Source organism: Shewanella gelidimarina, from assembly GCF_023283945.1.
Classification (GTDB): domain Bacteria; phylum Pseudomonadota; class Gammaproteobacteria; order Enterobacterales; family Shewanellaceae; genus Shewanella; species Shewanella gelidimarina.
This window is the reverse complement of the sequence record NZ_JAKIKW010000027.1, coordinates 1-23,493: the sequence shown is the minus strand read 5'-3', so window position 1 is coordinate 23,493 and position 23,493 is coordinate 1. Positions and strand designations below refer to the sequence as shown.

The window sequence follows — 23,493 nt, the reverse complement described above, 5'->3', positions numbered from 1 at the left end:
AATGAGTCTGAACCAACTAATCAAAGGTATTAGTACTGAGGCTACTTAGCGAGGGCCTTAAACTGATTAAAATAATCAGGGAAGGTTTTAGAGGTACATTCTGGTTCGTTAATGGTGATACCACAATCGGCAAATGCCAACATAGAAAAGCACATCGCCATTCTGTGGTCATTATAAGTGTCAATATTAGCAGTCTGTAGCTTTGCTGGCGGAGTCACACTAATATAATCATGCCCTTCATCGACAATAGCACCAACTTTGCGCAGCTCTGTCGCCATTGCAGCAAGGCGATCCGTTTCTTTAATGCGCCAGTTATAGATATTACGGATATGGGTCGTTCCCTCTGCAAACAAAGCCGCGGTTGCTATTGTCATCGCTGCATCAGGGATATGGTTCATATCGAGATCAACCGCCTTCAGTTTAGAGCCTCGGGCAATAATGTAATCATCCCCCCATTCTATATCAGCGCCCATTTGTGCGAGGACATCGGCAAACTTAACGTCGCCTTGAATGCTGAGCTTACCCACGCCAGTGACTTTAACTTCGCCGCCTTTAATCGCGCCAGCGGCGAGAAAGTAAGATGCAGAAGATGCATCGCCTTCGACTAAAATTTTGCCCGGTGAGATATAACGCTGACCGGTTTTAATTTCAAAAGAGGCATAATCATTGTTGGTGACTTTAACACCAAATTGTTCCATCAATGCTAGGGTGATATCAATGTAAGGCTTTGATACTAACTCGCCTTTAATTTGAATATTAACGTCGCCTTTCGCGAGAGGAGCGACCATTAATAGTGCCGTCAGAAACTGACTAGATAAATCTCCCGCTATTTCTACGTCCCCCCCCCTAAGCCCAGTGGCATTGATGGTTAACGGTGGAAAGCCTTCATTTTTCAAATAGGCAACATCAGCCCCTAGCTGACGCAGTGAATCAACAAGGTCACCAATAGGTCGCTCTTCCATTCTCGGTTCACCCGTCAAAGTAAACTCACCGTTACCCAGCGTCAAAGCGGCGCATAAAGGCCGCATTGCAGTACCTGCATTGCCAAGAAACAGAGTTTGGGCTTTCTCACTGTTGAGTGTGCCCGCAATACCGTCAAGTTCACAAACAGTATTGTTGTTTGATAAACGATAGTTCACACCGAGCTGTTTAAGCGATGCGAGCATATATCGAATATCATCAGAGTCGAGTAAGTTTGTTAATGTCGTGGTCCCTTCAGCTAGCGTTGCTAGCAATAAAGCGCGATTAGAAATGCTTTTAGATCCAGGGATATTGATAGTCCCGTTGACTTGTTCGATCGGCTCTAAACGTAATTGATTCATTGATAACTTCTTTATATGACTGCAGGAGTCAAACTCACCTGCGGGTTAACAGTAGATGTTCATGCTAAAAGCTTTTTATGTCACCACGACAAAATGACAGCTGGTTTAGCGATTGTTTGAACTTCGTAGTTACAAATTTACTGATTGCTGCGAAGTATTCAACACTTTTCTGCTAAAAAATGCCCTTTAGCTGCTAAATGTTACTCAAGAGGGTAAAACTGAACATTAATAGCGGTAAATAAGCTCGCTTGAGGCTGAACTTAGAACGGTGGAATGTTTTTTTGCCACTTTAAATACACATGAAATTAATCACAAGTGCTATTAACTCCCCCCTAATTTACGTTACCCTAGGTTTAACAAAAAATAATAATTAAATTGGGCCAATTAGGCTAATCAACATGAGGTAGATGGAGCTATGTTCAACAAACTGACCGCTATGCCAGCAGACCCTATTTTGGGTTTACTTACAAAATACCGAGAAGACAACCATGTGCAGAAAGTCGATTTAGGCGTTGGTGTGTACAAAGATGAAACTGGTCACACACCTATTTTGTCTTGTGTAAAAAAGGCTGAAAAGTACAGATTAGACACCGAGTCAACTAAAGTTTACATCGGCCCTACCGGTTCTGCTGATTTTAATCGCCTAATGTCAGAGCTTGCTTTTGGCACCGAAAACCCTGCCATTATGGCCAATAGAGTTCGCACAGTATCCACCCCCGGTGGCACAGGCGCCTTAAGAGTCGCGGCAGACTTTATCAAGCGTTGCAATCCTAACGCTGTACTGTGGGTTAGCGATCCGACCTGGGCAAATCATACTGGTTTATTTGAAGCGGCAGGCATCACGGTCAAGACCTACCCATATTACGATTATAAGACTAAATCACTCAAGTTCGATGAAATGAAAGCCGCGCTATCTCAAGTCGGTAGCAATGATGTGGTGTTATTGCATGCATGCTGCCATAACCCAAGTGGTATGGATCTTAATCAACAGCAATGGGATGAAATTATCGCGTTGACGGTTGAGCAAGGCTTCACACCATTAATCGACATGGCTTACCAAGGCTTTGGTGACGGTGTTGATGAAGATGCTTATGGCGTTAGAAAAATGGCCGCCAGTGTTAGCAACATGATTTTGTGTAGCTCTTGCTCTAAAAACTTTGGTCTTTACCGTGAGCGTATTGGCGCGTGTTCAATCATAGGCAAAAACGCAGCGGCAAGTGATATCGCATTTTCAGTTTTGCTTTATGTCGTGCGCTGCATTTATTCAATGCCCCCAGCCCATGGTGCCGCAATTGTTGAAACAATTTTAGGTTCTGAAGAGTTGAAGCAAGAGTGGCTTGATGAGTTAACGGTCATGCGCGATAGAATAAATGGCAATCGCACCATGCTGGTTAACAAACTAAAAGAGATAGGCGTTACTCGTAACTTTGACTTTATTACCCACCAAAAAGGGATGTTCTCTTTTCTTGGTATTACGCCTGCACAAGTGGCACAACTTCAAAGCGAATACAGTGTTTATATGGTAGATTCAAGCCGTATTAGCATCGCCGGTATTGGCACTGGAAATGTGGATTACTTAGCAAAGTCGATTGCAAAAATTCTTTAACGGCCAGCCCGCTAAATAAAAAAGCCGCTAAGCAGCGGCTTTTTTATACTCAATCTATAAGCTTAAGCATTCTTCTCAGCAAATTCTCGCATAAAGCCAACAAGTGCGATAACGCCCTCTAAAGGCATCGCATTATACAAACTTGCCCGCATACCACCGACACTACGGTGACCTTTTAGGGCGACCAAACCAGCCCCTTTGGCGGCTTCAAGAAACACACTATCAAGTTCAGTATTTACCAACTGAAATGTGACATTCATGCGCGAGCGGTTTTCTATTGCAACACCACTGGTATAAAAATCAAGTTCATCAATACACTGATAAAGCAGCTTTGCTTTTTCTATATTAATTTGCTCAATCGCCGCAACACCTCCCATTGATTTTAGCCAGCTAAAGACCTCTGCAGCCAAATACCAAGCAAATGTTGGTGGGGTGTTATACATAGAGCCATGTTTGACTGCCAGCGTATAATCCATGATTGAAGATTGCGGTAAGCTAGGCAGCGCCAGCATATCGTCTCGCACAATAACGATACTGAGACCTGATGGCCCGATATTTTTCTGGGCGCCAGCATAGATGAGGCTAAACTGGCTAACGTCAATTTTGCGCGATAAGATATTTGAAGACATATCGGCAATCACAGGCCATGGACTGTTTAATGGTTCAAAAATTTCAATACCATCGACGGTTTCATTCGGGCAGTAATGTAAATAGCGATAATCTTTATCGATTTGAGATAAATCAGGTAAGGCGATAACATTTTTCCCGGTAGATTTTTCGACAATGTTAATCGTGTCGATGTTCCTATCGCCGGCAAGTTTTTTTGCCTCATCAACCGCTGCAGAAGACCAACTGCCGTCAACTAGATATAAAGCGCGCCCATCTTCACCAAGAAAGTTATTAACGACTGCTGAGAACTGACCTCGTCCACCACCATGCATAAAAAGAACATGATAATTTGCCGGGATATCCATTAACGCTCGAAGATCTGTTTCTGCTTGCTCCGTTAATGCAATGAACTCTTTACTGCGATGGCTTATTTCCATCACCGAAGTGCCCATGTCGTTCCAATCTAATAATTCTCGTTGTGCTTTTTGCATAACAGCTTGAGGCAACATAGCAGGTCCGGCACAGAAATTATAAATAGCGCTCACAGCATTGTCCTTATATCATTTTCAGCTAACACATTAATAGGTTATTCAATAATCTACAGTATATCGTAACTAACAGCTGATTAGTGGTTAGAAACAAATTAGTCATCAAGTAAAAATAGTCCATTATTTTACGCTAAAACAAAATCAGTAAGCACTAGTAAAGTCCTGCTTTTTGAACAACAATAGTCAATCTTATATATGAGTGTGGAGGTGAACATTATTGCTTATTCATCGAACAGCTTCACACTGTTTGCACGATAAAACTTCGCTGAGTTCCCTTAATGAGCACTTGAGTTCACATGTTGAGTCGACTAATAAAAATTAGAATGATAACAACACTTTAGTTGTTATAAACTGTTACTCAGGGCTCGTGGAAGTCTCACTTTTAATTGAAATAATAAAAATAAATGGTCAACTGGATATTTACATGTTTTTAAAATCAGCCTTTTTCTTTGGCACTATCTCATTATCTTTAAGTGCCTTGCTAAACACTCAACAAGTACAAGCCTCACAATTTGATACGGTATCAGATAAGTTCAAACAGAGTTTTCATAGTCAATTAAAAAAGAGAAAAGTGCCCGGTGGTGCATTTGTTATTGTCGAAGGAGACAAGATATTAAAGCTCAGCTACTACGGAAAACGCAGTAAAGGAGGCTCACTAAACGTTAATGCGAATACCGTGTTTAGATTAGCATCAGTATCAAAAACCTTTGCAGGCTCTCTCGCGAGTATGTTGGTTCAAGAAAATAAATTGGATTGGAAACAATCGATAAACGCTTACCTTCCCTCATTTTCATTAGCGGACCCTAATGGTAGTAAGCAAATTAATTTGGGACATATTATTGGCCAAAGTACAGGGTTAATGCCTAACAGCTACGATAACTTAGTGAATGCTGATGTGAACATAGAAAAAATTATCAGTAAGTTCTCTGAGTTAACACCTATGTGTAAACCAGGAGTGTGTTACAGCTATCAAAATGTGGCTTTTTCATTCATAGAGTCCGCGATTGAACAAAAAAGCGGACAAACTTATGAGAGTTACATCAATGAACGAATATTTAGACCATTAAACATGAACAACGCCTCAGTAGGTTTTGAAGCTTTCAAACAAGAAAGTAATAGAGCTGAGCCACATGTAAAAACAAAGTCAGGTTTTAAAAAAGTAAAAGTTAAAGCTAACTATTACAAACTGGCTCCTGCTGTGGGTGTAAACGCAAGTATTACGGATATGTCCAAATGGCTGATAGCTAACTTAGGGGAAAGACCCGCGGTGTTATCTCCAGCGGTCATTGCAGATGTAACGACACCAGGGGTTAAAACCACCAAAGAACTCCGCCGCCGAGATTGGAAGGTTTATCTTGATGATGCACATTATGGTAAAGGTTGGCGAGTTTATGAGTTTGACGGGCGCCCACTCATTTATCATGCGGGTTGGGTTGCAGGTTACGTCGCTGAAATTTCCTATTCACCAGAGCTCAATATCGGCATGGTGATGCTATTGAATGGTGAATCGAGAGTCATCGCAAAATTAAGCGCTACCTTTTGGCACGACGTATTTAAACAGCAAAAGTAATGCGAGCCGTAATGACTGCGATTAATCATCTTGATTGTATTAGAAATGTATAAACAGCAGAACTAAAAAAGGATGCCAATTGGCATCCTTTTTATTGACTTAAACAACCGCGTTATGCGTCGTCTTCAGGTTTCTCATCTGTCGCTGGTGCTTCAGTATCTGGCACTTCAGTAATAGTTGTGGCTTCAGTATCAAGCGCTTCAGTGATGATAGGATTACCCTCTTCATCAAGCTCAACGTCTTCATCTTGTATTTCATCAATACGCTGTAGACCAACAACTTTCTCGTCATCAGCAGTACGGATAATCGTTACACCTTGTGTATTACGACCAATACTTGATACGCCAGTAGCCGGAGTACGGACTAAGGTACCTTTGTCACTAATCAACATGATTTCGTCATTGTCGCCAACTTGCACGGCACCAACTACAGCACCATTACGGTCGCTGACTTTAATTGAAACCACACCTTTAGTGCCACGACTCTTAGCCGGATACTCAGATAACGAAGTTCGTTTACCGTAACCGTTCTCTGTCACCGTTAGAATCGCACCATCTTCTTTAGGTACAATCAATGATACAACAGACTGGCCAGCTTCAAGTTTAATACCGCGAACACCGGTAGCAGTACGCCCCATAGCACGTAGCGCGATAATCTCTTCGCCGGTTTCCGGATCGATTTTAACTTCACCCGTTTCTGCATTACGGGCTTTCTCGTTAAAGCGAACCACTTTACCTTCATTAGAGAACAGCATGATGTCGTCGTTACCATCGGTAATATCTACACCAATTAACTGATCGCCATCTTTAAGGTTTACCGCAATAATGCCGTTAGCACGTGGATTGCTGTATGCCGTTAACGCTGTTTTCTTCACCGTACCGTGTGATGTCGCCATGATAATATACTTATCATCTGCGTATTCACGTACAGGCAAGATTGCAGTGATGCGCTCACCTTCTGATAACGGTAGCAGGTTCACAATGGGACGACCACGAGCAGTTCTGCTTGCTAGTGGTAATTGATAAACCTTAAGCCAGTACATCTTACCAAAATCTGAGAAGCACAAAATCGTGTCATGGGTATTAGCAACCAAAAGCTTTTCAACGAAATCTTCGTCCTTCACTTTAGTCGCTGCTTTACCTTTACCACCACGACGCTGCGCTTGATAATCACTTAACACTTGGTATTTCGCATAACCAAGATGAGAAAGCGTAACAACAACATCTTCTTCGTTAATAAGATCTTCAAGACTCATATCAACTTCGTTAGCATTGATAACCGTACGGCGTTTATCACCAAAGTTCTCTAATACTTCATGAAGCTCTTCAGTGATGATCTCCATCAGACGTTGTGGGCTGCTTAGAATAAGAAGTAGTGCTGCAATAACTTCAAGTAGCTCTTCATATTCAGCAATGATCTTGTCATGTTCGAGGCCCGTTAGACGGTGCAGACGAAGCTCAAGGATGGCTTGTGCTTGTTGCTCAGTCAGATAATACTTGTCATCACGGATACCATATTCTGGTTCTAACCATTCAGGACGAGCAGCATCATCACCGGCCTTTTCGAGCATGCCTTTAACATGACCGAGCTCCCATCCCTGTGCAATTAGCTTAACTTTGGCTTCTGCAGGAGTAGGTGACGCTTTAATTAGCGCAATAATAGGGTCAATGTTTGCAAGTGCAACGGCGAGAGCTTCCAAAAGGTGAGCTCTTTCACGTGCTTTACGAAGTTCAAATACAGTACGACGAGTAACCACTTCACGGCGGTGAAGAATAAAGCACTCTAGCATTTCCTTAAGGTTAAACAGTTTTGGCTGACCATTTGTCAACGCAACCATATTGATACCAAAAGAGCACTGCATTTGTGTTTGAGCATATAGGTTGTTAAGTACAACCTCGCCTACTTCACCACGCTTGATCTCAATGACAATACGCATGCCGTCTTTATCAGACTCATCACGTAGGCCACTAATGCCTTCAATCTTTTTATCTTTAACAAGCTCCGCAATCTTTTCGATTAAGCGCGCTTTGTTAACTTGATAAGGAATTTCATGAACAATAATTCGCTCACGTCCATTATCTTCCGTTTCAACCTCTGCAAGTGCGCGCATAATGGCGCGACCACGGCCCGTGTTATAAGCATCAATAATGCCTTTACGACCGTTAATGATTGCTGCAGTTGGGAAATCTGGACCAGGAATGTACTCCATCAACTGTTCAATTGATAAAGCCGGATCTTCAATCAGCGCTAAACAACCTGCAATCACTTCACTCATATTATGAGGTGGAATGTTAGTTGCCATACCGACCGCAATACCTGATGAACCGTTAACAAGTAACGTAGGAATGCGCGTAGGTAATACAGCAGGAATAAACTCAGTACCATCGTAGTTAGGGACAAAGTCAACGGTCTCTTTTTCAAGATCCGCTAATAATTGATGCGCAACTTTATCCATGCGGATTTCGGTATAACGCATTGCTGCTGCAGCATCACCATCGACAGAACCAAAGTTACCTTGGCCATCGATAAGTGGATATCTCATTGAGAATGGCTGTGCCAGACGAACAATAGTGTCATATACCGCAGTATCACCATGTGGATGATATTTACCGATAACGTCACCAACGACACGAGCAGACTTTTTATAAGGCTTGTTCCAGTCGTTTTTCAATTCGCTCATGGCGAACAATACGCGACGATGAACAGGCTTTAAGCCATCACGAACATCGGGCAGTGCCCGTCCTACAATTACGCTCATGGCGTAATCTAGGTATGAATTTTTTAATTCGTCTTCAATATTAATTGGTGTTATAGATGAAGCCAGATCAGTCATAAACCGCTCGATCCCTTGAAATTTAGCACGCAATCCTTACAGATAAGAATAGTCATGCTTGAAAACGTGATTTGGCATTCTAACACAGTTATTTGACGGCGCTAGACCCAATACAGCATTCATTTACTATATGAAGTAATAGGCAATACTATTGATTAAAATCAAGGCATAAGTGTATTTTTTGGTCACTTTTAATGATTCCTAAGAAACCACGCGATATCCGCTTTGTTTATTGGCACTAATCATTATAATGAGCACAAAAGACGAATTAATCGATCTGAGGTAATTAATAGTGCAAAACAATCATAATGTCGATCCTGAAGAGATTGCTAAATTTGAAAAAATGGCCGCCACTTGGTGGGATCTAAACGGTGAATTCAAGCCTCTGCACAATTTAAATCCACTTCGCCTCAATTATATAGATCAAACCGCTGGTGGCATTTTTGGCAAGAACGTACTTGATGTTGGTTGCGGTGGCGGTATTTTGTCTGAAAGCATGGCTCGTATCGGCGCAAACGTGACCGGTTTAGATATGGGTGATGAGCCACTCGACGTCGCTCGTTTACATGCATTAGAAATGGGTGTTTCGGTTAACTATATAAAGAACACCGCAGAAAATCATCGCGATGAGCACAGACAACAATATGATGTCATTACGTGTATGGAGATGCTCGAGCATGTACCCGATCCAAGCTCAGTGATCCAAGCCTGCGCAGATATGGTAAAACCGGGTGGCTTTGTTTTCTTCTCTACAATTAATAGAAATATGAGAGCTTATGTCGAAACAATACTCGGCGCAGAATATTTGCTGAAAATATTGCCTGTTGGTACTCATGACCACAAAAAGTTCATTAAGCCTTCTGAACTCATAGCACTTGCGGATAACGCCGAGCTTATCTGTAATGATGCCGTAGGGATAACCTACAACCCCATTACGGATGTGTTTAAGTATACTAAAAGCTTAGAAGTCAATTATATGATTACCACAGTAAAGAATGACTGACAGTAACCCTTCTACAAAGCACCGTGCCATTAAAGCGGTGCTTTTTGATCTTGATGGCACACTTGCAGACACCGCTCCGGATATGGTTGATGCGCTAAATATCAGCCTGAGCCAATTTGGTTACTCGACAGTCACCTTAAGTCAACAGCGTAATCACGCATCTCATGGCAGCTTAGCCATGGTTCGCGCTGCCCTTCCTAATGCCAACGATGATATTCAACGACAAATACAATTGGCGCTGCTAGAGAATTATGAAAAGGTTAACGGTAACAACTGTGACTTATTCTCTGGGCTGTGGCCTTTTCTCAGCTTGTTAAAGCTTAATAATATTCCCTACGGCGTGGTCACCAATAAGCCTGCTCGTTTTACTCGGCCACTGCTGATTAAATTAGGCCTCGACAAACAGATGCCCGCCATTGTGAGTGGCGATTCAACACTTTATTCAAAGCCTCATACCGCCCCTATGCTACTGGCGGCTCAGCAAATAGGTGTTAGTTGCCAACATATTCTTTATCTGGGCGATGCAGAAAGAGATATGGTTGCTGCTCGAGCAGCCAATATGCAAGCTGGCTTAGCAGCATGGGGTTATATAGCGCCCAACGATGATATTAATGCCTGGCCAACAGACATTTGCTTTGCTAACCCAGATGAGTTGATAAAATGGTTCACCCTTCAGCTTAATGACTGAGTTACATTATCAGTATATTGATAAGTGAAGATCGCTCAAGGATCCTGCGATCTTCAAATCCATTTTTGGCTGTATAAATATTCATCTTCCGCTAGGAACCCAAATCAAAACAAGCTTTAAGGGTTAGCTGTTACTAACTGTCAAATTTATCCTCAAGATATCCACAACTTGTTCCCAGAATTCACACTTGCAAAAAACCCCGAACCTCACTATCTTGTACCTAAGAAATTTAAAAACACCATATATTGTGTGTAAGTGGCGATCAGAGACACTATTTAGCAGTTTGTGTCAATAAATTGGAAGCCACTGTTTTACGGTTTCGTTTGGATTGTTTACAGGGAAATGTACGGTGCACCTATGCAGGTCACTTTCATCAATATAAGAACCAAGGTTTATCTTTAATGAATAGTAATATGACAGTCACAAAACGCAGTGGCGAACGTGAGACAATCGATCTCGAAAAAATCCATCGTGTTATTGAATGGGCGGCAAAGGGACTGACTAATGTTTCGGTGTCTGAAGTTGAACTACGTTCTCACCTACAGTTTTTCGAAGGGATCCCAACCGAAGCGATCCACGAGACTATCATTAAAGCCGCTGCAGACTTAATTTCCCCTGAGTCACCTGACTATCAGTTTTTATCTGCAAGACTGGCCATTTTCCATCTTCGTAAAAAAGCGTTTGGTCAGTTTGAACCACCAAAACTTTACGAACATGTCGTTCACTTAGTAGAACTGGGTAAGTACGATGCCCACATACTGCAGGACTATAGCCGCGAAGAGATCGAAATATTAGGTAGCTACATTGATCATTGGCGTGACATGAACTTCTCTTATGCAGCCGTTAAGCAGCTAGAAGGTAAGTATTTAGTTCAAAACCGTGTCACTCATGAGATTTATGAAAGTGCACAGTTTCTTTATATTTTGGTTGCAGCGTGTTTGTTTGCTAAATATCCAAAAGAAACACGTCTTAAGTACGTAAAAGATTTTTACGATGCTACATCGACGTTTAAGATTTCACTACCCACACCGATTATGGCGGGTGTACGTACACCAACACGTCAATTCAGCTCTTGTGTGCTAATTGAATGTGGTGACAGCTTAGATTCAATTAATGCCACTGCATCTTCAATCGTTAAATACGTCTCTCAGCGAGCGGGGATTGGTGTGAATGCCGGTCGTATTCGCGCGCTAGGTAGCCCTATTCGTGGTGGTGAAGCATTCCACACCGGTTGTTTACCGTTTTATAAGTATTTCCAAACAGCGGTCAAATCGTGTTCACAAGGCGGCGTACGCGGCGGTGCAGCCACCCTCTTCTACCCAATGTGGCATCTAGAAGTTGAATCATTACTGGTACTTAAGAATAACCGTGGTGTGGATGACAACCGTATTCGTCACTTAGATTACGGCGTACAAATAAACAAGCTTATGTACCAGCGTCTTATCCAAGGTGGCATGATCAGTTTGTTCAGCCCATCAGATGTGCCAGGCATGTATGATGCGTTCTTTGAAGACCAAGATGAGTTCGAGCGTCTCTACCTTAAATATGAAGCTGATGACAGTATCCGTAAGCAACAGATTAAAGCGGTAGAGCTGTTTTCATTGATGATGCAAGAGCGTGCCTCAACAGGCAGGATCTACATTCAGAATGTGGATCACTGCAACACGCACAGTCCATTTGATTCAAAAGTAGCACCAATCCGCCAATCTAACTTATGTTTAGAAATAGCGCTGCCGACTAAGCCATTGAACAACATCAATGATCCTGACGGTGAAATTGCCCTTTGTACGCTTTCAGCGTTGAACTTAGGCGCGATTAAAAAGCTTGAAGAGCTAGAGCCATTGGCAGATCTTGCCGTACGTGCGCTCGATAACTTGTTAGATTATCAAGATTATCCGATTATCTCTGCTGAAAAAGCATCGATGAATCGTCGTACTTTAGGGATAGGAGTGATCAACTTCGCTAACTATCTTGCGAAAGAAGGTGTGCGCTATTCAGATGGTTCAGCAAATGGTCTTACTCATAAGACATTTGAAGCAATTCAGTACTATCTATTGAAAGCGTCAATGAACTTGGCTAAAGAGCAAGGGGCTTGCCCAGCGTTCCACGAAACCACGTATTCGAAAGGGATCTTACCTATCGATACTTATAAGCGTGACTTGGACAAAATCTGTGACGAGCCATTGCATATGGATTGGGAAACGTTACGTGAAGAGATTAAGACTCACGGTTTGCGTAACTCAACATTATCGGCATTGATGCCTTCAGAGACCTCTTCGCAGATCTCTAACGCCACTAACGGCATTGAGCCACCGCGCGGTCTCATCAGCGTTAAAGCCAGTAAAGATGGTCAATTAAAGCAAGTTGTTCCTGACTTTGAAAAATATCAGCATAGTTATGAACTATTGTGGCAGATGCCTAATAACGATGGTTACATACAGTTAGTTGGTTTGATGCAGAAGTTTGTTGATCAATCTATTTCAGCTAACACCAACTATGACCCATCTCGTTTTGAGGGTGGAAGAGTGCCAATGAAGGTACTGCTGAAAGACTTATTGACTGCTTATAAATACGGTGTGAAGACACTTTACTATCACAATACTCGTGATGGTGCTTCAGATAATCATGATGACATTACTTCCATTGAAGTAGAAGATGACAGCTGCGAAGGCGGCGCATGTAAAATCTAGTCTCAAGCAGTTATTCATGAGTATTAAACGTTAATTAAAGGGGGCAAAGCCCCCATTATCGGAAGATAGAAAAATGGCCTATTCTACATTTTGTCAAACACCTAACAATGCACTGCTTGAACCTATGTTCCTTGGGCAGTCAGTTAACGTTGCGCGTTATGACCAACAGAAATATGAAGTATTTGAAAAACTGATTGAAAAACAACTTTCATTCTTTTGGCGCCCTGAAGAAGTTGACGTCAGCAAAGATAAAATTGATTACGCCGCACTGCCTGAACATGAAAAACATATTTTCATTTCAAACTTAAAATACCAGACTCTACTTGATTCAATTCAAGGTCGTTCACCCAACGTCGCATTTTTACCGTTAGTATCTCTGCCTGAATTAGAGACATGGATTGAGACATGGTCGTTTTCAGAAACGATTCATTCGCGCTCATACACTCATATCATCCGTAATATCGTTAATGACCCATCGGTTGTTTTTGACGATATCGTTGAGAATAAAGAGATCCTTAAGCGCGCAACTGACATTGCAGCTTATTACGACGAGCTCATCATACTTAGCCAAGCATTCCACTTGCACGGTGAAGGTAGCCATCACATTAATGGCGAAATCGTTGAAGTCACTAAGCGAGAAATAAAGAAAGCACTCTACTTATGTATGGTGTCTGTTAACGTGCTTGAAGCCATTCGTTTCTATGTTAGTTTTGCTTGCTCGTTTGCATTTGCAGAGCGCAACGTTATGGAAGGCAATGCAAAAATCATTCGCCTAATCGCCCGCGATGAAGCATTGCATTTGAACAGCACGCAACACATTTTAAAAATCATGCATGCTGGTAAAGATGATCCTGAAATGGCAGAGATTGCTAAAGAATGCAAACAAACTGCCATCGACATCTTTGTCAAAGCTGCTGAGCAAGAAAAAGAGTGGGCTAAATACCTATTCAAAGACGGTTCAATGATCGGCCTAAATGAACACATCCTTTGTCAGTACGTCGAGTACATCACTAACGAACGTATGAAGTCAGTTAACTTTGAATCACCGTACGCGGAGATAACGAACCCACTTCCATGGATGAAGAACTGGCTCGAGAGTGACGCGGTTCAGGTGGCACCTCAAGAAGTTGAAGTTTCATCATATTTAGTTGGCCAAATCGATGCTTCTATTGATGAAGATGAGTTTTTAGACTTTGACCTTTAAGCACCTCAGCTTAAAAAAAGCCCCCATCGTTAGCCTGCAAGGCCAACCGGTGCTGTTGTTTAATCAACAGCACCTGACCTTGCTTGAAGCATTAGAGCAGAAGAAAGTGAAGACTTTTTCTGAATGCCGAAATGGATTTTGTGGGCAATGCAAAACTAAAGTGATTAGTGGTTCCGTTAGCTATATAACTGAACCGCTAGTGACATTAGAAGCAGACGAATGTCTGCCATGTTGTTGTATTCCAACGACCGATATAAATTTGGAACTTTCAGGGGAAGGTGCCGAAGTCGTTGTTAGGGCCCCCAAACACAAGCAACCTGAAACTCACGAATCTATAGATTAACGGCAACAGTTTAGATTGCAGAGAGTCATGACAGCAGTTTTATGACATTAATCTCTGTAGTTCATTTATTTCAGTGCATAACGCACTACCCTACCTAGACATAAGTCCACCATTAAACACTCCGCGAGTACACAACCCTGAACACTCGAGCCTCATCAATGCTCGGCATATCAAACTATAGACTCCTCCAAGCTCTCTATAACCTAAACAAGCCCCCGCTAATACCGGCTTCCTCACCTTATCCATATGCTCTCGCGCTCTCGTGCATACCGATTAGCGATTAGCGATTAGCGATTAGCGATTAGCGATTAGGAGGTTACACTGCAATAACCACTATCTGCCTCATTATTCGGGAAAATATTAACGCTCTTTTTAACTTATTTATCTAAACACAAAGCATCAATAACAAAAAAGCCTGTTTAGTTCAATACGCGAACTAAACAGGCTTTTAATGGAATATAGAACAGAAGCCTAAAGCGCGATAGCTAGCTCAGCACCTTGGCGTATAGCACGCTTGGCATCAAGTTCAGCGGCAACATCAGCTCCGCCAATCAGATGAACCGGAATTCCCGTTGATTTCATCTCTTCAAGCAGTGCAGTATTTGAAACCTGACCCGCGCAGAGTACAACGTTATCGACTGCTAACACCTCAGCCTTGTCATTCACGGTGATATGCAGCCCTTCATCATCAAACTTTTCATAAGATACGCCGGTTTTCATCACCACTTTATGCTGCTTCAAAACTGAGCGGTGGATCCAGCCCGTTGTTTTGCCCAACCCTTTACCCATTTTTGTGGTTTTACGTTGCAGTAACATCACTTCACGATGCTTTTCATCGAGAACAGGCTCAGTTAGGCCACCTGCAGTTTGGTATTCTTTATCGATGCCCCACTGCTTTAGCCATTTATTTGGGTTTAACGTAGACGACTCTTCTTCGCATAAATAGTGCGCCATATCAAAACCAATACCGCCAGCACCAATCAAAGCAACCTTCTGCCCGATTTCAACTTCGCCGTTGAGTACTTGTTGGTAATCAACCACTTTTTCACTATCAAAACCAGGTAAATCAAGCGGACGCGGTTTAACCCCCGATGACATCACTATTTCGTCAAACTTTTCATCTCTAATGACACTGGCATCGAGTCGAGTATTTAGACGCAGTTCAATCTTATGCAGTTTGATCTGGTTTAGAAAATATCGAATGGTCTCGTCGAACTCCTCTTTTCCAGGGATCTTTCTGGCTAAGTTAAATTGTCCACCGACTTCAGATTTTGCCTCAAACAAAACCACTTCATGACCTCGAGTCGCCGCATATACTGAGAACGCCATCCCGGCAGGGCCTGCGCCCATTACCGCAATACGCTTTTTAATATTCGCTGGGGTGAAGTTAAGCTCGGTTTCATAGCAAGCACGCGGGTTAACTAAACAGGTTGCTCGTTTAAGCGCAAAGCTATGATCGAGACACGCTTGGTTACAGCCAATGCAAGTATTGATAAGTTCAGGAGTGCTCGCTTCGGCTTTATTGACAAATTCAGGATCGGCTAAGAAAGGCCTAGCCATCGACACCATGTCTGCTTGGCCCGACGCAATAATAGATTCTGCTATCTCGGGTGTATTAATGCGATTAGTGGCGATAAGCGGAATAGACATCTCTTTCATCAGCTTTTCCGTCACCCATGCAAACGCGCCGCGAGGCACACTGGTGGCAATGGTCGGAATACGCGCTTCATGCCAGCCTATGCCGGTGTTTATAATCGTTACACCCGCGCTTTCTAACCGTTTCGCAAGTTGTACTACTTCTTCCCAAGTGGAGCCATTATCCACGAGATCAAGCATAGACAATCTAAAAATGATAATAAAATCAGTGCCCACTTTGGCGCGGATCTGATTTACGATCTCAACGGGGAATTGCGCTCTATTTTCAAATGCTCCGCCCCACTTATCGGTACGTTTGTTGGTGCGAGAGCTAACAAACTGGTTGATTAAATAGCCTTCACTGCCCATCACCTCTACGCCGTCATAACCTGCTTTTTTCGCCAGTGCGGCACTGGTTGCATAGTCTTTAATCGTTGCGGCGACTTGTCTTGTAGACATTTCAGATGGTGTGAAAGGGGTAATCGGAGATTTTATTTTACTCGGTGCTTGCGAGAATGGGTGATAACCATAACGCCCTGCGTGCAGTAGCTGCATGCATATCTTACCGCCGGCGTCATGCACAGCTTTAGTGACGATAGTGTGTTTCTTTACCTGCCATGGAAAACTCAACTGACAAGCATTAGGCGCCAACCGCCCACGGAGATTAGGTGAAATACCGCCAGTGACGATAAGACCTACTCCACCTTCTGCACGCTCTTTATAAAACACTGCCAGTTTCTCAAAACCGCCCTTTTCTTCTTCCAAACCGGTATGCATTGAGCCCATCAGCACACGGTTCTTTAACTGGGTAAAGCCCAGATCTAAGGGTTCTAATAAATGCGGAAACGACATTCAAACGTCCTTTTTAAACAAGTGATTTAATTCAGCATACATTGTGTAAACCATAAGCTCAATAAGTGAGTGATTAGATTCCTTTACAATTGAATTTTCCTTTCGAGACTGTTTTCAGTTAGCATTGTCATAATTCGGATTCAAAGGAGTGGCTGATGCCCGCTAAACCCTCAATATTTAAAAAGATATTCCTGCTTAGCTGGAATGTAATCAACGGCACAAGAAAACTATTTTTAAACCTTTTCTTTTTCGGTATTGTCATCGCACTCATCGTAGTATTAAGCGGTGAAGAGAGCATAGAAGTAGAAGATGGTTCAGCACTGGTGTTGAACCTTTCTGGAGCAATCGTTGATCAAAAACGCCATGTAGACCCTTTTGAAGCGGCAATGAAAAGTGGTAATGGTAAAGATGCTGGTGGCGAGATCCTATTAGCAGATGTCATTGATGTTGTTAACAATGCCGCGTCCGACAATCGGATAAGTCAGTTAGTACTCGACTTAGGTCACCTTAGTGGCACAGGCATGAGTAAGCTACAATCGATTGGTGATGCCTTAAACAACTTTAAAGAGTCTGGTAAACCCATTGTTGCTCACGCCAATTGGTACGGACAAAATCAGTACTTCCTCGCCAGCTTTGCAGATAGCATCACCTTAAACCCACAGGGCAGCGTTGAAATTGAAGGCTTAGGTCGTTATCGCCAATATTTTAAGTCTGCCTTAGACAAGCTTAAAATTAAAGCTCATGTCTTCCGCGTCGGTACATTCAAGTCTGCAGTAGAACCCTTTATTCGTGATGACATGTCAGACGCGGCTAAAGAGGCTAACTTAACCTTATTAAACGATTTATGGGAAAGCTACAGTACTACGGTTGGGCAAAACCGAGATATCACTGCAAGCAGTCTATCTTTGAGCGCAGAGGACTATTTGGCCCAGTTAGAGAAAGCTGAAGGTCAGTCTAGCCAAATGGCGCTCAATATGAATTGGGTTGATGATCTTAAAACGGCGGAAGGCTTTCGATTGAGCATGGTTGATGCCGTCGGTGAATCTGCCGATGGTGAGTCATTCAAGCAGATCGATTTCTATGATTACCTTTCAGTAACGGCAAGTCATCCACTGCTTTTATCAGACGCTAAAGTCGGGATCATCGTTGCCAAAGGCACTATCATGAATGGCTCGCAACCTGCTGGGCAGATTGGCGGAGAAAGCACCGCTAAGTTGCTTCGTAAAGCACGTTTTGATGATTCCATTAAAGCCGTGGTACTTCGTGTTGATAGCCCTGGTGGCAGTGCATTCGCATCAGAGCAGATCCGCCAAGAAGTATTAGCCCTTAAAACAGCCAACAAACCCGTTGTTGTCAGTATGGGCAGCTATGCAGCGTCCGGTGGATACTGGATATCAGCCAGTGCAGATTATATCTACGCCACCCCAACAACGTTGACAGGCTCTATCGGCATTTTCGGAATGGTTACCACCTTTGAAGACTCACTTGCGAGCATAGGTGTCCATACCGATGGTGTTGCAACTTCTGACTGGGCAGGCTTTTCTGTCACCAAAGGTCTCTCTCCAGGGATCAGTGCTATTATTCAGCGCCATATTGAACGCGGATATAACGACTTCATTTCATTAGTCGCTAAAGAGCGTGATATGAGTCTTGAGCAAGTCGATAGTATTGCACAGGGCCGCGTTTGGACTGGCCGTAAGGCACTTGAGCTTGGTTTGGTAGATGAACTAGGTGATCTACAAGACGCAGTATCGCGAGCGGCGGATATGGCATCAATCGAACATTTTGATACCGAAGTCATTGAGCAAGAGCTATCACCGCAAGATCTGTTTGTACAAGAGATGTTTGCTAGCGCGTCAGTATACATGCCACAAAGTTTGGCAAAAACCACGCTAATTGAACAACTTTTAGGTCAGTTTTCAACAGTTGCTCAGACATTGCAGACGTTTGATGATCCAAATGGTGTCTACCTTTACTGTGATACTTGCAGTGACTAAGTCATCAAGCTGTATCACTCACTAAAGTTTTATTAAATAAAGCCCAGTTTTACTGGGCTTTATTATATCCACACCTTTATAATCATCCCATTGTGTTCAAAAACAAAATCAAAACCAACATGACTAAACGCTGTATATATGTAGCCTACACAGGCGGTACTATCGGTATGCAAAAAACGGAACAAGGCTTTGCCCCTGTTGCAGGATTTTTGACTGGATGTATCAAAGCAATGCCTGAGTTTTACCATGAAGAAATGCCAGACTTTGTCATCAGCGAATACTCTCCCCTAATCGACTCATCAGATATGGCACCGACTGATTGGCAGATGATCGCTAATGATATCAAAGCCAATTATGACCTATACGATGGCTTCGTGATTTTGCATGGTACCGATACCATGGCATATACCGCATCGGCTTTATCGTTCATGCTACAAGGGCTTTCTAAACCCGTTATTGTTACCGGCTCACAGATCCCACTGGCACAATTACGCTCCGATGGACAAACTAACTTACTTAATGCGCTCTATATCGCAGCAAATTACCCTGTCGATGAAGTGTGCTTATTCTTCAATAACAAACTGTTTAGAGGTAACCGTACGACTAAAGCGCATGCTGATGGCTTTAATGCGTTTGCTTCGCCGAATTTCCCATTATTGTTAGAAGCTGGAATTAAGATCCGCTGGCATGCCGGTAAACTCGCAAAGGAGAATCCGAGCCAAACACTTAACGTGATTAATATCAGTCCACAACCGATAGGTGTCGTGACTCTTTACCCTGGTATTAGTACAGAAATCTTCGCCAATATATTACAGCAGCCCGTAAAAGCGCTAATATTGCTGACTTTTGGTGTCGGCAATGCACCACAAACACCCGCGTTACTTAAAACGTTACGTGATGCACACGAGCGTGGGATTGTACTGGTGAATTTAACCCAGTGTTTGCAAGGTAAAGTGAATATGGGCGGTTATGCGACGGGTAATGCGCTTGCATCAGCAGGTGTGATCAGTGGCTACGACATGACGACAGAAGCTGCACTGGCTAAGCTACATTATTTATTATCAACGGATCTCACCCCTGATGCCATCCGAAAAGCCATGCAAGTATCCATTGTAGGTGAGTTAACCCAAGATTAGACATTCAGCTTCTAGAAATAGATAAAGCCCTGCGCTAATAAATTAGCACAGGGCTTTTATGGTTAGGGGCTGTTGATCTTTCGAGCTTAGTTTTTGTTCGAATTCAATGGTTTTAGTACAAGGCTTGAGCGATGATGCTTAGCTGGCTAAGCGAAAAGCTCGTAACACAGTAATAAAAGCATTGAAACGAACCCGAAGGGCCGCGCTTCTTGGCTATTTTTACGGTGTTGTAGACTATTTGTGGAGAATGATTAAACGACATAGCCTCCGCCTTGTCAAAATAGCCAATAAACTGCGGCAAAAACAACCGTGAAAGATCAACAGCCCCTAATCTACAGCTCTTTTTCTTGAAACTCAGCGATAGTCTCGCCTTTGAACTGCTTCTTTAATTCCGACTTAGAGAGCTCGTTTACGTTACCTTCACTGTTAATGGTGAAGTGTTCCGTTTGTGTAAGCTTTCTAGCCTGATAAAGCATAACGACCTGTTGAGTCGATGCACGCTGCTCTTGTGTTAGCACGGTACCATCTTCCCACTTACCCAGTTCTACTGCACTCAGTAAGCGCTGGTAAACTTCAGCCGGCATATCATTAATGACTTTATTAATATCGGTCATACTCTTTTCCGTTTATGTAGCACGATTTGCATTCGAGTAACCAAGTAGCCAACAAAACCCAGCGTGAAAGCAGACACTGCAATAATAGAACGGGTCCCCTCTGCAGGTTCTCCCCCCCAAAACCAAGTGACTACACCGCCAATAAATAACGTTAATGCCAAAAAGCTCTGATTCATTAACTGATTAGAGCGCTTTATATGACTAATAACTTGCAGGCTTTCATTGTTGGCAGAAATGCTAGCTTTACAATGCGAGCACTCTTTGGCCATGCTTGAAATGCGCTCACCACAGCTAGGACACTTAACTAATGCCATTTACTCCCCTCAATACTCATTAAATAAACGTACCACTTACTTTAATTTGTCAACCACAGCGTTCATCGCAATCAACGATGCTTCACCAAGGTAAATACAGCGTTCAGGCGACCAACCTGCCATAAGATCAGGCATATTGTCGTTGTCTTTGAATGGCATTTCTAACGTGTTAGAAAGACAACCAAACGTATGTGCCACCCAGTTAGAACCGACGGTTAAGTTGGCTTGACCTGGCGCGTCTTTATCATATCCAAATTCAGTTTGAAAATCAGGGCTCGCCATTTGTAATGCATCTACAAATGCTTGCTGACGTACTGCATCTTCTTTGGTATAGGCTGGGACACCTTCACAGCCAGCAAGGAATACAAACGGTAAGCCTTCATCGCCATGCACATCATAGAAAAGGTCGACACCCGTTTCTTTCATTTTATTAACCACATAAAATACTTCAGGGCTTTTCTCTAAAGAGGGAGACTGCCACTCACGGTTAAGATTTGTTCCTACTGCATTGGTGCGCAAATGCCCTCGAACACTTCCATCTGGGTTCATGTTTGGCACAATATAGAAGTTGGCTTTGTCTAAAAGTGATTTAGCCGTAGGGCAATCGCTATCAAGCAGGTTGTTAATTAATCCTTCAACCAACCATTCAGCCATCGTTTCACCAGGATGCTGACGCGCAGTGATCCAGATATTGGCTTTCTCTTCGTCACCGTCACCGACTTTGATGAGCGTCATGTCACGTTCATCCAATGTCAGGCCTAAATGCTCTAAGCTGACTTGTGGATGTACCTGTACGGCCGCTAATAAGTCTTGATGACGCTCATAGCTGTACGGTGCAAAATAGGCAATTTGAATCGCATCGCAATCAAGATCCACCGCAATCGTTAACTTACCATCTTGGTAAGTCGTAGGCAGTCTAAACCAGTTCTGTCTATCATAAGTGGCGACCGCTTGGTAATCATCCCAACCTTTAACGTAAGAAGCTTTGTCCGCATTAACAATATTAAGCGTGTACTGAGTACCAACAACACCATCGAGTTTGAAATTAAACCATTGAAAAAACTCTCCACCTTCATCAGGACGAATGGCCAACTGCACATCGTCTTTATTGTCAGCATTGATTACTTCTATGTTTCCGCCATCAAAATTCGCGCTAATACGCATAACACTTCCTTTCTACTGTTTTAGGCTGTGATCCAGCTCGATTTCAATCTTTGCGCTATAGAATAAACCAAAATGTGATAAGGAGCAGCCTAAACAGTGTAAAAACCCCTAAAAATCGACGCTGTGTAAGCTTTCCGTTGCAGTGTTCTCTCAATACAGGGCTTTACCCACAACCTTAAATTCCATACAATCGCTGCAATTCCTAGAGATAGAGGGGTTTGATCCCCCTTGATAGACATTGCATTCGTAAAAGAACGGAGAAACAAATGACCCAAGCTAGACATTGTAACTTACTTATTCTGGGTTCAGGCCCTGCTGGCTATACCGCAGCAGTATATGCCGCTCGTGCTAACCTAAAGCCTGTCATGATCACAGGTATGCAGCAAGGTGGGCAACTTACGACAACGACAGAAGTTGAAAACTGGCCAGGTGATGCGGATGATCTTACCGGTCCAGCACTCATGGAACGTATGCAAAAGCATGCAGAAAAGTTTGATACTGAAATTATTTTTGATCACATCAATGAAGTTAACTTAAACGTCCGCCCTTTCCAGTTAAAAGGTGATGACGGCGAGTTCACTTGTGATGCACTCATCATCTCTACTGGTGCATCAGCGATGTACTTAGGTCTTGAGTCTGAAGAAGCCTTTAAAGGCCGTGGCGTATCAGCTTGTGCAACATGTGACGGTTTCTTCTATCGTAACCAGAAAGTAGCCGTTATTGGTGGTGGTAACACCGCAGTTGAAGAAGCACTGTACCTCAGTAACATTGCATCCGAAGTACATCTTATTCACCGTCGTGATAGTTTCCGCAGTGAAAAAATCTTAACTAAGCGCCTGATGGACAAAGTGGCGAGCGGCAATATCATCTTACACCTAGACAACACTCTCGATGAAGTTGTTGGTAATGCGATGGGCGTTACCGGTCTTAAAATGAAGAGCACTAAAGATGGTGTCATTAAAGATTTAGAAGTGGCTGGCGTATTCGTCGCCATTGGCCACAGCCCAAATACTGGCATGTTTGAAGGCCAGCTAGAGATGAGCAATGGTTATATCAAAGTAGAAAGTGGCCTTAATGGCAACGCTACCCAAACAAGTATAGAGGGCGTATTTGCTGCTGGCGATGTAATGGATCAACATTACCGCCAAGCGATTACATCAGCGGGTACAGGCTGTATGGCCGCACTTGACGCTGAGCGTTACTTAGACGCCAAGAAGTAATTGGTTGTTTCGATAAAAAGCAGGCTTTAAGCCTTAATGCCGATCAGTTAGTCAATATTTGATCGGTTGACCGATCTTCTCAGCATGCGAAAATCCGAATGTATTCCTTACATTCGGATTTTTTATGGACGTATCTCAAGCACTC

Annotated in this window: 17 protein-coding genes; 10 read left to right on the top strand and 7 right to left on the bottom strand. The window is 43.0% G+C overall.

The features are described 5' to 3' along the window. Positions 1 to 41: 41 nt before the first annotated feature. The gene (gene aroA, locus L2729_RS18615; protein ID WP_248989605.1) at positions 42 to 1,322 is read right to left on the bottom strand and encodes a 3-phosphoshikimate 1-carboxyvinyltransferase; all 1,281 of its coding nucleotides are present in this window, start codon (positions 1,320 to 1,322) and stop codon (positions 42 to 44) included. A 415-nt stretch (positions 1,323 to 1,737) separates the two neighbouring features. Between aroA and L2729_RS18610 the strand changes: the two genes are divergently transcribed. Beyond that, positions 1,738 to 2,928, top strand: a complete 1,191-nt coding sequence (locus L2729_RS18610; RefSeq protein ID WP_248989604.1) for an amino acid aminotransferase — start codon at positions 1,738 to 1,740, stop codon at positions 2,926 to 2,928. Between the two features lie 62 nt (positions 2,929 to 2,990). On the opposite strand, the gene serC is transcribed toward L2729_RS18610, so the two are convergent. After that, entirely contained in the window at positions 2,991 to 4,082 is a 1,092-nt protein-coding gene (gene serC / locus L2729_RS18605; RefSeq protein ID WP_248989603.1) for a 3-phosphoserine/phosphohydroxythreonine transaminase, read from the bottom strand. Positions 4,083 to 4,509: 427 nt separating this feature from the next. Here serC and L2729_RS18600 point away from each other — a divergent pair, with 427 nt between their 5' ends. Next, a complete protein-coding gene (locus L2729_RS18600) occupies positions 4,510 to 5,655 on the top strand; it encodes a serine hydrolase domain-containing protein (protein WP_248989602.1) in 1,146 nt (381 codons plus the stop codon). 112 nt (positions 5,656 to 5,767) lie between these two features. Here the strand turns inward: L2729_RS18600 and gyrA are convergent, their stop codons facing one another. Beyond that, on the bottom strand, positions 5,768 to 8,488 hold the full coding sequence (gene gyrA / locus L2729_RS18595; RefSeq protein WP_248989601.1) for a DNA gyrase subunit A: 2,721 nt from the start codon (positions 8,486 to 8,488) through the stop codon (positions 5,768 to 5,770). Between the two features lie 292 nt (positions 8,489 to 8,780). Between gyrA and ubiG the strand changes: the two genes are divergently transcribed. The 5 genes from ubiG (at position 8,781) to yfaE (ending at position 14,416) form a co-directional block, all read left to right on the top strand. Further along, a complete protein-coding gene (gene ubiG / locus L2729_RS18590) occupies positions 8,781 to 9,491 on the top strand; it encodes a bifunctional 2-polyprenyl-6-hydroxyphenol methylase/3-demethylubiquinol 3-O-methyltransferase UbiG (RefSeq protein WP_248989600.1) in 711 nt (236 codons plus the stop codon). Then, positions 9,484 to 10,179, top strand: coding sequence for an HAD family hydrolase (locus tag L2729_RS18585; RefSeq protein WP_248989599.1), 696 nt, complete (start codon positions 9,484 to 9,486; stop codon positions 10,177 to 10,179). The genes ubiG and L2729_RS18585 overlap by 8 nt, the downstream gene beginning before the upstream one ends. Before the next feature lie 401 nt (positions 10,180 to 10,580). Continuing rightward, positions 10,581 to 12,869: a class 1a ribonucleoside-diphosphate reductase subunit alpha gene (gene nrdA / locus L2729_RS18580; protein WP_248989598.1), complete on the top strand. Its 2,289-nt coding sequence runs from the start codon at positions 10,581 to 10,583 to the stop codon at positions 12,867 to 12,869. Between the two features lie 73 nt (positions 12,870 to 12,942). Then, entirely contained in the window at positions 12,943 to 14,073 is a 1,131-nt protein-coding gene (nrdB, locus tag L2729_RS18575; RefSeq protein WP_248989597.1) for a class Ia ribonucleoside-diphosphate reductase subunit beta, read from the top strand. Then, on the top strand, positions 14,063 to 14,416 hold the full coding sequence (gene yfaE / locus L2729_RS18570; RefSeq protein ID WP_248989596.1) for a class I ribonucleotide reductase maintenance protein YfaE: 354 nt from the start codon (positions 14,063 to 14,065) through the stop codon (positions 14,414 to 14,416). Before nrdB ends, yfaE begins: the two co-directional genes overlap by 11 nt. Before the next feature lie 471 nt (positions 14,417 to 14,887). Here yfaE and L2729_RS18565 read toward each other — a convergent pair whose 3' ends face one another. Further along, the gene (locus tag L2729_RS18565; protein ID WP_248989595.1) at positions 14,888 to 16,903 is read right to left on the bottom strand and encodes an oxidoreductase; all 2,016 of its coding nucleotides are present in this window, start codon (positions 16,901 to 16,903) and stop codon (positions 14,888 to 14,890) included. 155 nt (positions 16,904 to 17,058) lie between these two features. Here L2729_RS18565 and sppA point away from each other — a divergent pair, with 155 nt between their 5' ends. Beyond that, positions 17,059 to 18,900 (top strand): signal peptide peptidase SppA, encoded by a 1,842-nt coding sequence (gene sppA, locus L2729_RS18560; protein ID WP_248989594.1) that lies wholly within the window; start codon positions 17,059 to 17,061, stop codon positions 18,898 to 18,900. 119 nt (positions 18,901 to 19,019) lie between these two features. Next, positions 19,020 to 20,036 carry an asparaginase gene (gene ansA / locus L2729_RS18555; RefSeq protein WP_248989593.1) on the top strand — a complete coding sequence of 339 codons (1,017 nt, stop codon included), beginning with the start codon at positions 19,020 to 19,022 and terminating at the stop codon, positions 20,034 to 20,036. 332 nt (positions 20,037 to 20,368) lie between these two features. Here the strand turns inward: ansA and L2729_RS18550 are convergent, their stop codons facing one another. The 3 genes from L2729_RS18550 to L2729_RS18540 are packed head-to-tail and all read right to left on the bottom strand — an operon-like array spanning position 20,369 to position 22,128. After that, on the bottom strand, positions 20,369 to 20,650 hold the full coding sequence (locus L2729_RS18550; RefSeq protein ID WP_248989592.1) for a YeaC family protein: 282 nt from the start codon (positions 20,648 to 20,650) through the stop codon (positions 20,369 to 20,371). After that, positions 20,647 to 20,964 (bottom strand): zinc ribbon domain-containing protein, encoded by a 318-nt coding sequence (locus tag L2729_RS18545; RefSeq protein ID WP_101090246.1) that lies wholly within the window; start codon positions 20,962 to 20,964, stop codon positions 20,647 to 20,649. Before L2729_RS18545 ends, L2729_RS18550 begins: the two co-directional genes overlap by 4 nt. 36 nt (positions 20,965 to 21,000) lie before the next feature. Then, positions 21,001 to 22,128, bottom strand: a complete 1,128-nt coding sequence (locus tag L2729_RS18540; protein ID WP_248989591.1) for a M14 family metallopeptidase — start codon at positions 22,126 to 22,128, stop codon at positions 21,001 to 21,003. Between the two features lie 266 nt (positions 22,129 to 22,394). Between L2729_RS18540 and trxB the strand changes: the two genes are divergently transcribed. Beyond that, on the top strand, positions 22,395 to 23,348 hold the full coding sequence (gene trxB / locus L2729_RS18535; RefSeq protein WP_101090248.1) for a thioredoxin-disulfide reductase: 954 nt from the start codon (positions 22,395 to 22,397) through the stop codon (positions 23,346 to 23,348). Positions 23,349 to 23,493: the final 145 nt, after the last annotated feature.

What these genes read in the sequence shown, in the direction of transcription:
- aroA (WP_248989605.1), bottom strand. Translation starts at nt 1,322, where the DNA reads ATGAATCAATTACGTTTAGAGCCGATCGAACAAGTCAACGGGACTATC.
- L2729_RS18610 (WP_248989604.1), top strand. Translation starts at nt 1,738, where the DNA reads ATGTTCAACAAACTGACCGCTATGCCAGCAGACCCTATTTTGGGTTTA.
- L2729_RS18600 (WP_248989602.1), top strand. Translation starts at nt 4,510, where the DNA reads ATGTTTTTAAAATCAGCCTTTTTCTTTGGCACTATCTCATTATCTTTA.
- gyrA (WP_248989601.1), bottom strand. Translation starts at nt 8,488, where the DNA reads ATGACTGATCTGGCTTCATCTATAACACCAATTAATATTGAAGACGAA.
- L2729_RS18585 (WP_248989599.1), top strand. Translation starts at nt 9,484, where the DNA reads ATGACTGACAGTAACCCTTCTACAAAGCACCGTGCCATTAAAGCGGTG.
- nrdA (WP_248989598.1), top strand. Translation starts at nt 10,581, where the DNA reads ATGAATAGTAATATGACAGTCACAAAACGCAGTGGCGAACGTGAGACA.
- nrdB (WP_248989597.1), top strand. Translation starts at nt 12,943, where the DNA reads ATGGCCTATTCTACATTTTGTCAAACACCTAACAATGCACTGCTTGAA.
- L2729_RS18565 (WP_248989595.1), bottom strand. Translation starts at nt 16,903, where the DNA reads ATGTCGTTTCCGCATTTATTAGAACCCTTAGATCTGGGCTTTACCCAG.
- sppA (WP_248989594.1), top strand. Translation starts at nt 17,059, where the DNA reads ATGCCCGCTAAACCCTCAATATTTAAAAAGATATTCCTGCTTAGCTGG.
- ansA (WP_248989593.1), top strand. Translation starts at nt 19,020, where the DNA reads ATGACTAAACGCTGTATATATGTAGCCTACACAGGCGGTACTATCGGT.
- L2729_RS18550 (WP_248989592.1), bottom strand. Translation starts at nt 20,650, where the DNA reads ATGACCGATATTAATAAAGTCATTAATGATATGCCGGCTGAAGTTTAC.
- L2729_RS18545 (WP_101090246.1), bottom strand. Translation starts at nt 20,964, where the DNA reads ATGGCATTAGTTAAGTGTCCTAGCTGTGGTGAGCGCATTTCAAGCATG.
- L2729_RS18540 (WP_248989591.1), bottom strand. Translation starts at nt 22,128, where the DNA reads ATGCGTATTAGCGCGAATTTTGATGGCGGAAACATAGAAGTAATCAAT.
- trxB (WP_101090248.1), top strand. Translation starts at nt 22,395, where the DNA reads ATGACCCAAGCTAGACATTGTAACTTACTTATTCTGGGTTCAGGCCCT.